12 protein-coding genes are annotated in these 13,197 nt (G+C 52.6%); 6 read left to right on the top strand and 6 right to left on the bottom strand.

The annotated features are described in order from the left end of the window. The first annotated feature begins 15 nt into the window (after positions 1-15). On the top strand, positions 16-579 hold the full coding sequence (locus QMG44_RS15070; RefSeq protein ID WP_020883739.1) for a hypothetical protein: 564 nt from the start codon (positions 16-18) through the stop codon (positions 577-579). Positions 580-1,115: 536 nt separating this feature from the next. Here the strand turns inward: QMG44_RS15070 and QMG44_RS15065 are convergent. From QMG44_RS15065 to QMG44_RS15040, 6 genes are all read right to left on the bottom strand, one after another. Then, entirely contained in the window at positions 1,116-1,328 is a 213-nt protein-coding gene (locus QMG44_RS15065; protein WP_014171502.1) for a hypothetical protein, read from the bottom strand. 69 nt (positions 1,329-1,397) lie between these two features. Then, positions 1,398-2,357: a LacI family DNA-binding transcriptional regulator gene (locus tag QMG44_RS15060; protein WP_025203317.1), complete on the bottom strand. Its 960-nt coding sequence runs from the start codon at positions 2,355-2,357 to the stop codon at positions 1,398-1,400. A 76-nt stretch (positions 2,358-2,433) separates the two neighbouring features. Next, a complete protein-coding gene (locus tag QMG44_RS15055; RefSeq protein ID WP_032678914.1) occupies positions 2,434-3,339 on the bottom strand; it encodes an ROK family protein in 906 nt (301 codons plus the stop codon). 41 nt (positions 3,340-3,380) lie between these two features. Next, entirely contained in the window at positions 3,381-3,710 is a 330-nt protein-coding gene (locus tag QMG44_RS15050; RefSeq protein WP_014171499.1) for a PTS lactose/cellobiose transporter subunit IIA, read from the bottom strand. 2 nt (positions 3,711-3,712) lie between these two features. After that, the gene (locus QMG44_RS15045; RefSeq protein ID WP_047743583.1) at positions 3,713-5,035 is read right to left on the bottom strand and encodes a PTS sugar transporter subunit IIC; all 1,323 of its coding nucleotides are present in this window, start codon (positions 5,033-5,035) and stop codon (positions 3,713-3,715) included. A 14-nt stretch (positions 5,036-5,049) separates the two neighbouring features. Further along, positions 5,050-5,361, bottom strand: a complete 312-nt coding sequence (locus QMG44_RS15040; RefSeq protein ID WP_014171497.1) for a PTS sugar transporter subunit IIB — start codon at positions 5,359-5,361, stop codon at positions 5,050-5,052. Between the two features lie 169 nt (positions 5,362-5,530). On the opposite strand from QMG44_RS15040, the gene QMG44_RS15035 reads away from it, so the two are divergent. From QMG44_RS15035 to manA, 5 genes are all read left to right on the top strand, one after another. After that, positions 5,531-6,802 carry a PTS sugar transporter subunit IIC gene (locus QMG44_RS15035; RefSeq protein ID WP_281853156.1) on the top strand — a complete coding sequence of 424 codons (1,272 nt, stop codon included), beginning with the start codon at positions 5,531-5,533 and terminating at the stop codon, positions 6,800-6,802. A 208-nt stretch (positions 6,803-7,010) separates the two neighbouring features. Next, positions 7,011-8,348 carry a carbohydrate porin gene (locus tag QMG44_RS15030; RefSeq protein ID WP_086532141.1) on the top strand — a complete coding sequence of 446 codons (1,338 nt, stop codon included), beginning with the start codon at positions 7,011-7,013 and terminating at the stop codon, positions 8,346-8,348. 11 nt (positions 8,349-8,359) lie between these two features. Further along, positions 8,360-10,555 carry a CBM35 domain-containing protein gene (locus QMG44_RS15025; protein WP_086532142.1) on the top strand — a complete coding sequence of 732 codons (2,196 nt, stop codon included), beginning with the start codon at positions 8,360-8,362 and terminating at the stop codon, positions 10,553-10,555. Between the two features lie 51 nt (positions 10,556-10,606). After that, on the top strand, positions 10,607-12,025 hold the full coding sequence (locus QMG44_RS15020; RefSeq protein WP_032678911.1) for a glycoside hydrolase family 1 protein: 1,419 nt from the start codon (positions 10,607-10,609) through the stop codon (positions 12,023-12,025). After that, complete coding sequence (gene manA, locus QMG44_RS15015; RefSeq protein ID WP_086532143.1) at positions 12,022-13,188, top strand: mannose-6-phosphate isomerase, class I; 1,167 nt, start codon at positions 12,022-12,024, stop codon at positions 13,186-13,188. Before QMG44_RS15020 ends, manA begins: the two co-directional genes overlap by 4 nt. Positions 13,189-13,197: the final 9 nt, after the last annotated feature.

Here is a 13,197-nt window from a genome sequence, read left to right as displayed (position 1 = left end):
ATATGAGGTGTTATTATGAGTGAAATTGAAGAGTCATTAAAAAAATTTGTTGCTATTTGCAATAAATTTTCACTGTCCGGGAGTTTCAATATCGTTAATGACATTGACAACGTATTCCCCTCCAACTTACCTCGCTCGGCAGAGTTGGATTATTTATATGGAAAAAATAATCCTGAGAAGTTAAAAATAGAAACAGGTTTTACGCCAATTAAATTTTATTCAGTCAGTGAACTTGCAAAAGCTCAAAGTGGTTATGAATACTTACCAGATAATTATCTTGTAATTGGCGATGATTTAGGTGGAGGTAAGCCTATAATTGCTGTTGTAGATGAAGGTAATACCTCTATTTATGCGTCTTATGACGTAGTTGAACCGTTTAAAATAGCTGACAATCTCTCTGGCTTTTTACTTTCTCTAACAGAGCTCATTGATTTGGTATATGGTTATTACGATATTTTTGATATAGCAGATGATAATGATGAAGTAAAAAAAGATTTTATGGATGAGTTAAAGGTAAGGGTTGTTCCATTTATCGGAGATGAAAATTTCAATGCATTTTATGATTATTTTTATGGATGAATCTCTGTGTTTCCTTTGATGGGGGATGTGGGGGTATAATTATACGGGCCGTCTTGTAGGTGGTCCGCCTGATTATTTTTGATCTATAATACGATGCTTGATATTATTTTCTTGGAGAAATTATATTATTCCACGTCAGATGAAAGGTCATGAGCTAGTCAGCAAGTTACAGTTGAGTTGATAAGAAAGTTTGACCCAGCCTGCGTGTGAATAACTGCACCCACTTTGCCTTCATCCCCATCTCCAGCGCTAATCGGGAGTTAGCCAATTCTACTACATCAATATCCGATTAGTCTCGCTTGATATCTACTGTAAGGACATTTCCCTTCGTAAATGCAAGCCTCATGCCGGTGCTAATTATTACTGGTACCTTTTCCGTATAGCTGCGATCGGTATATTGGGGGTAATATTCACGTTAAGAGCAAAAGACCGGTTCATTAATGAAGATGTAAATGTTTGCCGGTCAAATGACTTAGAAAGTGAAATAGGAACGGTATTTTGCTCCGCCCCCCAAAAAAACAGCATCCTATCTGCAATCAGGACTGTTTTGCCGCTTTACTCTGTGGGCAATCGTTGCCGCCCTGCATCACAACTTTTTCACTGCGCGAAGCATCGCCATACACGCATAACGTACCTTCATCGGTATGAATTTGCTCTTTCAGCGGCAGGGGCGTTTCCTGGGCGATGGCATAGCAGGAGAGCGCCGGGAAAAGGGTGAGGGCACTTATGAACAGAAAGGTTTTCATCATCTCGCTCCAGAACAGGGATAACGTTTATTGTGTTATCACACCCTTAAGCCGGCAATCGCTGCGTACCCGCTAGCTTTTTTCCATCACCGACTGGCGAGGTGTGAGTTTACCAATCACGGGGGAGAGCTCTGACGTGCGAACAGGTCGGCCATCCACCAGGCTTTTAATGCGCTCAACGCACTGAGTGAGCAACTGATCCATTGGCCACGAGATACAGGTCAGCTGTGGATAGAGCTGGGTTGCCAGAGGCGAATCTTCCAGACTCAGCAGCGATACTTCCTGCGGAACGGAAATGCCAAATTCCCGGAACAGACGCATCGCTTCAGCGGCATAGGCATCGCGTTTAACCACAATGGCGGAAAACTTGCTCAGGCTGTTGATAAGCGTCAGCAGCGCCTGTTCAACATCTTCATTCGCCGTTAACACCAGCTGGCGATTAAACGGCAAAGAGTAGTTTTGCAGGACGTTGCGATAGCCTTCCACCATCTTTTTACTGTTGTCATCGTGTTCGCTGTCAATCACCAGTGCGATATTGCGATGGCCCTTGCCCGTCATGTAACGACAGGCGCTTTCCGTCGCAAAGGCAAAGTCATATCCCTGAGGTTTCGCATCCACCACGGGACGATCGAAGGAGATAACATTCTCTGCGCTACCGGCCGCAACCGGCCCAAAGACTACGACAGCAACGCACTGGCGCTGAAGATCATCAACGGTGACAGCCTGCTCAACAGGATCATTTACGTACTCTACGATGAGCGTTTTATTCAACGCTTTCATGGCGCGGGAGAGCGCAGGCAGCAAACGTGCACCGCTGCTTTCATCCTTCGCAGAGAGAACCAGACCAACGTAGCTTGATGACTGACTTGCCAGGTTTTGCGCGGCAAAGCTTGGGCGATAATTAAGCTCTTCTACGGCGCGCAGCACGGCTTCACGGCTCTCTTCGCGCACGCCGCGCGTCCCCGTCAACACGCGTGAGACGGTTGCTCGTGAGACATTGGCTAATCGTGATACATCGTCAATCGTTGGCATAGCATTTTCTGCGTGGTGGGTTTTGGTTATCTTAACATAACCCACCTTAAGAATCTTAGCCCCCCCACAGGCGGTTTCACGTCTGCGCGGCGTGCAAACCCGGTAGCCACGCCGCGCCACGCACGCCACTGGCGTCGCCGTAACGGGCCGGGACGATACGGGTACGGCAGCTTTCCGAGAAGATGTAGGGCCTGATGGCGGCCGGAAGTTCGTCGTACAGCTGGCTGACATTTGATAACCCACCGCCCAACACAATAACCTGCGGATCAAGAATATTGATCACCGAGGCCAGACTGCGGGCAAAGGCGTCGATAAAGTGGCGCCAGTGGGCCCGCGCGGTCAGGTCTCCCTGGGCCGCCGCTTCAATGATGGCCTGCGCGCTCAGTTCGCTGGGATAACGGCGGGCAAAGCCGGTGCCAGAGATAAAGGTTTCGATACAGTTATGTTTCCCGCAATAGCAGGGCTGCGCCGGACCATCCGTCTCGGGGGCATAGCCAGGCAACGGGTTATGTCCCCATTCGCCAGCGATGGCGTTTGGCCCCTGAAGCAGACGCTTATGTACCGCCACGCCACCGCCGCATCCGGTACCGACAATTACGCCAAAGACGGTATCTGCTTCTGCGCCTGCGCCATCAACCGCTTCAGACAGCGTGAAGCAATCCGCGTCATTGGCTATCCACACGGGCTGATTGAGCTGCTGTGCTAAATCATGCTTCAGGTCGTGACCGTTGAGTACCAGGCAGTTGCAGTTTTTAATTAGCCCGCTCTGTGGGTCGATGGCCCCCGGCAGGCCAATACCGATACTGAATGGCACTTCACTTACCGCGCGCGCTTCGCCGATAAACGCCAGCAGATGGTGCATAAAGGCGTCATAACTTTTTTTTTGCGTCGGACGACGCTCACGCCAAAGGCATTCGCCCTGAGGCGAAAGCAGGATGGCTTCCATTTTTGTGCCGCCAATATCGAGTCCAAGATAGTGCATACGTTCCTCGAAAAGGAGAGGCCAGCGCCTCTCCTGAATGGTTATGCCTGACGAGTGCGGTACAGTTCGATCAGCTCCGTCACCAGTTCTTTCGCCAGAATCGAGGTCATCAAATGATCCTGAGCGTGCACCATCACCAGCGTCATTTTGGTTTTGCCTTCCCCTTCGTCAGCTTCGATCAGTTGGGTTTGCACCAGATGCGCTTCACGGGCGAAGTGCGCCGCCTCTTTCATCCGCGCGTCGGCTGAGGCAAAGTCACCTTTTTTTGCGAAGCCAAGCGCTTCGTAGCAGAGACTGCGTGACTGACCGGCATTGATAATAATGCCCATGACCTGTTCTTCTAATTCCATCAGTAACCTCTGTGTTTTCACTATCAGGCGGACTGTGCCGCTTCTTCAGATTGTTCAACCGCATTTTCATGCTCTTGTTCCAGCAGTTGCTTCTCGTACGCTTTGAGGAACGGGAAGTACATGGCCGCTGAGGTAACCATGCACAGCAGGCAGAGGATCACCGGGCTAAAGCTCCAGTTGGCCGCCCAGGATGCGCCGATAGGGGCAGGCGTTGTCCACGGTGTCATCGAGACCACGCGACTGACCAGGTCGAAATCAAGGGCAAAGTAGGCGAGGGTGGCATTGACCATCGGAACCAGCACGAACGGCAGGAAAAAGAGCGGATTCATGATGATAGGGGCACCGAATAAAATCGGTTCGTTGATATTAAACATCCCCGGCACCACGCCCATACGCCCAATGGTACGCAGATGTACTGCTTTGCTGCGCAGCAGCAGTAACGCCAGCGGCAGCGTGGAGCCGACCCCGCCAATCAGCAGGTAGTGATCCCAGAATCCCTGAACGTAAATGTGCGGGATCGCCTGACCGGCAGCCATTGCTGCCTGGTTAACCGACAAGTTCGCCATCCAGAACGGGTTCATAATTCCGGTGACAATCAGCGCGCCGTGGATGCCCGCAAACCACAGAACCTGGCACACCAGCACCGAGAGCAGAATGGCAGGCAGCGTATCGGAGGCGGCAACCAGCGGTTTCACCAGCGACATAATCGCTTCCGGAATAATCATGCCGAGCTGAGCCTCAATGAAGAGGTTGAGCGGATGCAGAGTGATAACAATTGCCAGCACCGGGATCAGAATTTCGAACGAACGCGCAACGCCCGTAGGCACTTCTGGCGGCAGGCGGATGGTAATATTGTGACGCTTCAGGAAGGCATACAGCTCGGTAGAGTAGATAGCCACCAGAATGGCCGTGAAGATCCCTTGCCCGGAGAAATAGGCGGTAGAAATCTGCCCGTCTTTTAACGGCGCAGCCACCAGCAGAAATGCCATCAGCGACAGCATGCCGGCGGTAAGGGCATCCAGATCGTGATGTTTGGCCAGGCTCGCGGCGATCCCGACTGAAATGAAGATCGTCATGATCCCCATGCTGAAGTTGAACGGCAGCATCAGGGCTTCACGGTGATCCAACGAGAATTGCAGCCATGCCCGGGCGAAACCCCAGGACGTGTCGGGTGAGAAAGGCGGGAAAATAAACACCAGCATAAAGGAACCGACGATCATGAACGGCAGGGCGGTGATAAAGCCGTCACGAATCGAGGTCACATACTTCTGCTGCCCGACGGCGCCTGCCATCGGGGTAATTTTCTGTTCAATGACCTGGATAAGTTTCGCGTACAGAGAGCTCATGGGTTTTCCCTTCATTATTTGTTATCTATCAGGGAGAGGGCGAAATCGAGAACGGCGCCCCCTTTTTGCATGCCGTAATCCATCATGTTGATAGGCTCAACACGGATCCCGTATTTATCAGCTTGTTTCTGAAGATCGCTTTGCATGTACTTCACCTGCGGTCCAAGCAGCACCACCTGATAGTGACCGACCTGCTCGGCGAATTCGGCCACGCCAAACGCTTTGATCTCCGCTTCCAGGCCACGCTTTTGCGCTTCGTCGACCATTTTTTTCACCAGCAGGCTGGTGGACATCCCGGCAGAACAACACAACATGATTTTTTTCATAACGTCTCCTTTGAACTTATGGCTGGAATATAGTCATCATGGAACAAAACGGAAAGCGCTTTCCATTGGTGGATAAGGTAATTGTGACCGCGATCACCTGAGGGAATCTTTCACTTTGTCCGGATGTGCGAGATCATCGCGGCTATTCACGAACTATTAAGGTCGAGTTATGAACATTCATTTGATGAATGTTGCTGTGGATTTGATTGAGCAACGTCTCACGCCAGCAGCCAATATAATCACCAGAAATCAACATATTACCGCGATGCGGGACGGCTTTTCCCTCGCCATGCCTTTTGTGATTGTGGGAAGCCTGATGGTGCCGCTGCTGTTTCCACCGTTCGCCATTTCAAGTGCATCGCGCCTCGGGCACGTCTATCTGCTGCTGCGTCCGATGCTGTTGCCAACCTTTGAGCTGACGCTCGGACTGGTGGCGCTGATTGTCGCGTTCGGTGCCAGCGCCAGTCTGGCCAAGCAGTATCAACTGCCGGAACGGCTGTGTGGACTCACCGGTTGCCTCTCCTTTTTGCTGTTCATTGGCTTTCGGGATAACGGTGCAACGAATATTTTTCTGGGCGGGATGGGGCTTTTTACTGCGCTCATTTCAAGCGCTTACTCGATTGAAATAATAAGGTCTTTCTACAAAAGAGGGTGGTGCATTCGTCTGCCGGAGGAGGTACCGGTGATGACGCGAAATGGTTTCCAGCTGCTGATGCCGCTGCTGGTGATCATGCTCTCTATTAGCGTAATGAATGCCGTGATGCTGCAGACGACCGGACAAATTTTGCCGCAGCTGATTGGCGAGGCGTTACGCCCGCTTATCGTGGCATCCGATACCCTTACGGCGGTGCTTATCTCCTTGTTTCTGTGTAATCTTTTATGGTTCGTCGGTATTCATGGCGCCCTGATCATTACGGGCATCATGAACCCGTTCTGGCTCACCTATCTGTTTGAAAACCAGCGTGCCCTGGCCGCCGGGGAAGCCGTGCTGCCCCATATTTATCTGCAGGGATTCTGGGATTTTTATCTGCTGATTGGCGGTATCGGCTCTACGCTGCCGCTGGTCTTTATGGCGATGCGAAGCCGATCCCGGCAGTTGAAGAGCGTCGGGAAAATTGGCCTTCTGCCGTCGCTGTTCAACATTAACGAGCCGATATTGTTTGGTTTCCCCGTCATCATGAACCCGGTTTTTTTACTGCCCTTTGTGTTTGTACCGCTGATAAATGCCTGTATAGCTTGGTATTTAACCCAGCTGGGCGTGCTTGACAGAGCCGTCGCCATGCTGCCCTGGTCTATGCCTTCACCGCTGGGCGCAGCCTGGTCGGCGAACGGCAGCTGGAAAAATATGTGCATGTGCCTGTTCGCCTTTTTCAATGCATGGATGCTCTATCGCCCCTTCTTTAAGGTTCATGAACGCCAGTTGATGCAGCTGGAAAAATAATCCCCGCCTCCCTGCTTCTGCCCGTTCCTGATGGGCAGAAGATTATTTCGTGACATTCTTCACAAAAATTTTCTCTTTGATCTTAAATTTGTGATTCAATCCGGCAAACATGGAAAGCGCTTTCCGTTTGTGGATGTACATTTCCAGATTTGATCCTTACATTTCCCCTGCACGTTTAACCGTGAAAATAAAAATTCAAAGGGAACCTATGCAAACGTTAATGAAATCAATACCTCTGTCCTTGATTGCTCTTACTGTCATCAGCGGTTATGCCAGCGCCGATGAGAAATATGATTTCGCCCTCCACGGCTATTTACGCTCAGGTATTCTTGCCAATAGCGATGGCAACCGGGTCGATTCGGTGGGGCTGATGCCTGACGGGAAATGGCGTCTGGGTAACGAAGAAGATACCAAAATTGAGCTGATCCCGACGGTAACGCTGAAGTCGGATTCAGGCGCAGTCGCACGTATTCAGGCCAACCTGACGCACCAGACCAAATGTACCGCCGACTGGAATTGTACTGACGATGATGGCAAAGAGACCCAGTTCCGCGAAGGGTTTGCTGAATTAACGAATCTCGATTTTGCCCCGGACATGACCTTCTGGGCCGGTAAACGCTACAGCAGCTCCAACCTTTCCAGCCACCAGTTCGACTGGGAGTACATTCAGTACAACGGAACCGGGGGCGGGTTCGATAACCTGGACTTAGGCTTCGCGCGCTTTGATGCGGGTGTGTATGCCTTCTCGACCACCGACGAAGCCAAAGCTTATCCGGTAGATCTGGGGGATCAGGGCTATCCGGACGACTATTCGCTTAACCTGTGGTTTAAAAAGATTGGCGGCACCGGGCTCGACGTCGAACTTATCGGCCACCACATGAACCGCAATGAAAACCATCCTACCTCGGCTGAGAAGGGATACGGCGTGACCGCGCTGTACAACTTTGACAGCTTCTACGGCCTGACTAACGGGTACTCCCGCATCGCTTTCCAGTATGGCAAAGGCCTGGCCGCCGCAGATTCGCTGGGTAAAAACGGCTGGGGCTGGGCAAACCTTGAGGATACGCAATCCTGGCGCGTCGTGCTGGACAGCATGGCCAACCTGGGTGACGTGGAAGTATCGACCTTTGCGTTTTATCAGAAAGACAAAAACTACCGCTGGTGGACCAACGACGATGACGGCTGGGGACGGTCCATGTGGGTAGCGGGTATCCGTCCGTATCATCAGATAACCAAAAACTTCGCCATGCAATATGAGGTGGGCTACGAATATCTGGATGATAAAAACTACATGGGCGTAAACGGTAAAGGGAAAGGTGGCCTGACCAAGGTGACTATTGCGCCGACCCTGACCTTTGATTCAGGTTTCTGGAGCCGTCCGCAACTGCGCTTCTTTGCCACCTACGCAAAATGGGATAAAGGCGCCTCGGATGCGATGGACAGAAATTATGACTGGAGCACTGGCACCCTGAGTCCGGGGGGATATTCACGTAGCGGCGATACCGATACGCTGAATTTTGGTGTGCAGGCTGAAGTCTGGTTCTGAGGAGAAAAGAGATGGCTTTCCCGATTCGAAAACTGCTTCTCGTCTCCTTACTCTCCGCGCTGGGAAGCGCGGGGGCTCTGGCGGCCGAGCAATCCCATTTTGAACACTTTATTACTCGCGATGGCGCAGCGTTAAAAGATGGCGATCGCGTCTTTCGCTTCGCCGGGATCCACGCCCCGGAGCTGCATCGTATAGAAGATGACGCGCGCGGAACCTGTAAGGCCGATCCGCGCGGCTGGGGGCAATACTTTAGATGGCCGACTGCTGAAGAGCAGGAGAACTGGATCAAAGCGCTGGTGCAAACCGGTGCTAAAGCACAGCGCGTATATGTGCTTTCCGTGCAGCAGGAAAATGATGCTGCCTGCGGGCGTGAGACACATATTCTGGCACCGGCAACGCCGGACGGCATGCCGCGGCTGAATGAAACGGCCATGAAAGTGTATGACAACATGATTGCCGAGGCGGATAAGCAGGGGCTACGCCTGATTCTGCCGTTTATTGACCACTGGTGGTGGTGGGGAGGACGGGAACAGCTGGCCGCGTTTTATCATGAAAAGCCGGAAGATTTTTATCGAACTGACAGTAAAACCTACCGTGCTTATCAGGATGTGATCCGTCAGGTGATTACCCGTACCAACACCATTACGGGACGCCATTATTACGATGAAAAGGCGATCATGGCCTGGGAAACGGGTAATGAGCTGGAAAACACCAATGCTGATTTCCTGCAGAAAACGTCGGCCTGGATCCGCAAGTGGGCGCCTCATCAGCTTGTCGTCGATGGTACCTATAAAAAGGTGAATGATTTCGCGCTCAACGATCCGAACGTCGACATCATCAGTAACCACTATTACACCAACGCCGAGAACAACCACCCCGAGCAGGTTCGTAAAGATCTGGAGGCGATTGGCGGCAAAAAGGTCTATCTGGTTGGCGAATTTGGTCTGCTCGATCAAAAAGAGCTTAACACTATCATGCAGGCCATTGTGCATACCGAGGTCAATGGCGCGCAGGCGGCGGGGGGCTTTATCTGGGGCTTCCGTGGTCATCGCCATGATGGTGGTTTTTACTGGCACAAAGAGTTTACCGGGCACTACAGCTACCACCTGCCTGGCTTCCCGGTCGAGGGTAAAGCAAACCAGGAGATGGAGGTCGTCAATCTGGTGCGAACCGCCTCGGCGCAAATGGCGGGGCTGAGCCAGGCGCCGGCTCTGCCGGTCCCGGAAGCGCCTAAGCTGCGCGAGAGCAACTCACCGTTTGCCATTAACTGGATGGGGTCCCCCGTCGGGCGTTATTACGATGTGGAGAGAGCGACTCAGCCACACGGCCCGTGGACCCGCGTTGGTCAGGATATCTCTGACGGCAAAAATGAGTGGGATCCGGCAAAAATGGATCTCTTCCGTGATGACTATCGCAGCCTGACGCTGGGCCAGACTTACTACTACCGGGTGATCGCAAAGAACGAAAGCGGTCAGTCTGCGCCTTCAAACGTGATTCGCCTTGAGCATACGCAGAAAAACCTGCCGCCGGTCATCACTCTGCAGGATGCGCTCTCTACCACCGTGGATAAAGGCGTTCAGCTCACCGCGGCCTGGCAGGATGACAATCTGCCGGAGCCGAAGGTTAGCGTGGCATGGCATCACGAAGGCAAGGATAACGTCCACTTTTGTGACAGCACCAAAGCGGAAACCCGTGCCTGGTTCTCGGCTCCCGGTGACTATGCGTTGACCTTTACCGCTGACGATGGACTGCTGAAAAGCAGCAAGACGGTAAACGTTAGCGTGAAGGCCGCGGCGGGACCCGTGCCGGCGGACTACTGTCATTTTGGCGGCGGAACGCTGGACGTCAGCAAGGGGAAACTGAACATCACCAAGAGCGATAAAGATACGTTAGCGATTGGTGAAGACGGTTTCCTTGGTCCTTTTGCCAATGACGGAGACAGCGTGACCTGGCAGGTTAACGCCCCCTGGGACGGTAAGTTTGCCCTGCACGTGAAATTTAACGGCAAATGGGGGAGTAAGAAAAACTCGTTCATTGTGAACGGCGGAACGCCGGTGAGCATTGAATTCCCGCAAACGGATGAGAAAGGCCAGACGATGATCGTACCGGTCACGCTCAGGGCAGGGGACAACACCATTAGCTTTGGCAAGTTCTCTGGCGACTGGGGATATATGTTCATCAAATCAATTGAAGTCACTGCAGAGTAGTTATTTGGCTGCCCTGTTCGGGGCAGCCCTTTTTTTCATTCAGGAGGCGTTATGAACCGGTATCAATTCCCGGAAGGTTTTTTTTGGGGCGCAGCGGCATCAGGTCCGCAGACGGAAGGCATAGCCAATAAGCCGCACCGTTCTGTCTGGGACAGCTGGTTTGCCGAACAACCGGAGCGTTTTTTTCAGCAGATTGGTCCGCAGCACGTTTGTGAAACCTACAGTAAATATAAAGAAGACGTAGCCCTGATGAAGCAAACGGGGTTTAACTCGTTTCGAACCTCTATTCAGTGGTCGCGTCTGATCGATGATTTCAAAACCGGACAGCCAAACCGCGACGCCGTCCGCTTCTATAACGATTACTTCGATGAAATGATTGCCAACGGCATCGAGCCCATCATCAATCTTTACCATTTTGATATGCCCGAGGCGCTGCAAAAAGCATATGGCGGATTTGAGTCATCCTACGTAACCGAGCTTTTTGCCCGCTTCGCCCGCACCGCGTTCGAGCTGTTTGGCCATAAGGTGAAATACTGGATAACCTTTAATGAGCCGATCGTGCCGGTGGAAGGCGGTTATTTATATGACTTCCATTATCCGTGTAAAAAAGATGGCAAACTGGCGGCTCAGGTCGCCTTTAATATTATGCTGGCGCACGCCAGGGCGGTGAATGTCTACCGTGAAATGGGCTTGCCGGGTGAGATTGGTGTCGTGCTCAACCTCACGCCTTCTTATACCCGCAGCGACAGCGAGGCCGATAAAAAAGCGGCCTGGTATGCCGACCTGCTGTTTAACCGCAGCTTCCTCGACCCGCTGGTTAAACATGAATTCCCCAAAGAACTGTGCGAAATCTTAACCGCAAACGGCTGCTTACCAGAGGTTTCACGGCAGGATGTGGAGACGATCCTGCAGTCGAGAATTGATTTTCTGGGGGTGAATTATTATGTGCCGAGAAGGGTGAAAGCGCGGGAAAGCGTTTACGCGCTCGATTACTTCACGCCGGAAGTCTATTTCGAAAATTACATCGATCCTCAGGGACGGTTTAACCCTTATCGCGACAATAACGAGATCCACCCGGAAGCTATCTATGACATTGCCTGCAATATTCGCGATAACTACGGCAATATTAAATGGTATCTGGCGGAAATTGGCATCGCGATGGATCTGCAGTCCGAAGGGCCGGTGCAGGCCGATGGCGTGATAGATGACACCTTCCGTATCGCTCTGATGGAGGAGCATCTGGCCCAGCTGCATCGTGGTATCGCTGACGGCGCCAACTGTTTTGGTGTTCATCAGTGGACCTTCATTGATAACTGGTCCTGGATCAACAGCTTCAAGCGGCGATATGGCTTCTGGCGTCTGGATTTAGCCACCGGGGAGCGACAAATCAAACGTAACGCATTGTGGTTTGCGCAGCTGGCGGCTGAAAATGGCTTCACCCCTGGCGAATGTGAAAAGGATACGCAATGAGTCAGCCTTTTTACCGGATGCGTAACGGCATCAAAAATTACGCCTGGGGGAGTCGCGTAGCGCTTAATCATCTTTTTGGCCTGCTCAATCCTGACGATCAACCCCAGGCCGAGGTCTGGATGGGAAGCCACCCCGCAGGCTGCTCGGAGATTGAAACCGATACAGGGTTACGCTCTTTACAGGACCTTATTTCACAGTGGCCGGCAGAGATGTTGGGCGCGTGCGAGGAAGAAACTGCGGGGCAGTTGCCTTACCTGCTGAAGTTGCTGTCAGCGGAGCGCGCACTGTCGCTGCAGGTACATCCCAATAAGCGCCAGGCAGAAGACGGGTTCGCCCGTCAGGGCAACCTGCCCGGAGAGGATTACACCGATGCGAACCATAAGCCCGAGCTGGTTTTTGCCCTGACGCCTTTTATGGCCATGAACGGCTTCCGGCCGTATCAGGAGATTGCTAATCACTTTTTGCGCCTGGATGCCCCGGCCCTGACGTCCGCGCTGTCGTTGTTTCGCAACAACCTGCATGCTGAAGGGCTTAAGGCCTTTTTTACGCGTCTGATGGCGCTTGAGCCGGCGGAAAAAGAGGGCGTGCTGACGTGTCTGGAAGCGCGACTTGCATGCGGGGTGTTTGCTCCGGTAGCGCCCTTTATCGAACGGCTACTGCGAGACTACCCGGGGGACATCGGGGCTCTGGCCCCGCTGTATCTGCACTGCATTACGCTTGCGCCGGGTGAGGCGATGTTCCTGCGCGCCGGTACGCTACATGCCTATGTGAACGGTACGGCGGTAGAGGTCATGGCCAGTTCTGACAACGTGCTGCGCGCGGGCTTAACCCCCAAGAACATCAACGTGGCAGAATTAGTGCGCTGTACGGTGTTTGACGAAACCCCAGCCGACCGCCTCAGGATGCATCCGCAGCGGGAAGAGGGGATGCAGCAATACCCGATCCCGGTAACGGATTTTCGCTTTAGCGTCATTGAACATTGCGAGCAGCAAAGCATCCGGACAGACCGTGCGCAAATTCTGCTGGTGCTGAAGGGGAGTGCCACGCTCAGCCACGCCGAGGGTGCCACCATGACGCTGAACGCCGGTCAGTCTGCGTTCATCCCGGCGGTCACAACCTTATGGACGTTGACTCAGCGCGGGCAGTCTTGCCTGGTAAGCTGATGACGTAAG

The sequence above is a fragment of the Enterobacter sp. 200527-13 genome (assembly GCF_027924865.1).
GTDB lineage: Bacteria > Pseudomonadota > Gammaproteobacteria > Enterobacterales > Enterobacteriaceae > Enterobacter > Enterobacter ludwigii.
This window is presented reverse-complemented; position numbering and strand designations above follow the sequence as displayed.

Coding starts and splice junctions, on each gene's coding strand:
- QMG44_RS15070 (WP_020883739.1), top strand. CDS start 16: ATGAGTGAAATTGAAGAGTCATTAAAAAAATTTGTTGCTATTTGCAAT.
- QMG44_RS15065 (WP_014171502.1), bottom strand. CDS start 1,328: ATGATGAAAACCTTTCTGTTCATAAGTGCCCTCACCCTTTTCCCGGCG.
- QMG44_RS15060 (WP_025203317.1), bottom strand. CDS start 2,357: ATGCCAACGATTGACGATGTATCACGATTAGCCAATGTCTCACGAGCA.
- QMG44_RS15055 (WP_032678914.1), bottom strand. CDS start 3,339: ATGCACTATCTTGGACTCGATATTGGCGGCACAAAAATGGAAGCCATC.
- QMG44_RS15045 (WP_047743583.1), bottom strand. CDS start 5,035: ATGAGCTCTCTGTACGCGAAACTTATCCAGGTCATTGAACAGAAAATT.
- QMG44_RS15040 (WP_014171497.1), bottom strand. CDS start 5,361: ATGAAAAAAATCATGTTGTGTTGTTCTGCCGGGATGTCCACCAGCCTG.
- QMG44_RS15035 (WP_281853156.1), top strand. CDS start 5,531: ATGAACATTCATTTGATGAATGTTGCTGTGGATTTGATTGAGCAACGT.
- QMG44_RS15030 (WP_086532141.1), top strand. CDS start 7,011: ATGCAAACGTTAATGAAATCAATACCTCTGTCCTTGATTGCTCTTACT.
- QMG44_RS15025 (WP_086532142.1), top strand. CDS start 8,360: ATGGCTTTCCCGATTCGAAAACTGCTTCTCGTCTCCTTACTCTCCGCG.
- QMG44_RS15020 (WP_032678911.1), top strand. CDS start 10,607: ATGAACCGGTATCAATTCCCGGAAGGTTTTTTTTGGGGCGCAGCGGCA.
- manA (WP_086532143.1), top strand. CDS start 12,022: ATGAGTCAGCCTTTTTACCGGATGCGTAACGGCATCAAAAATTACGCC.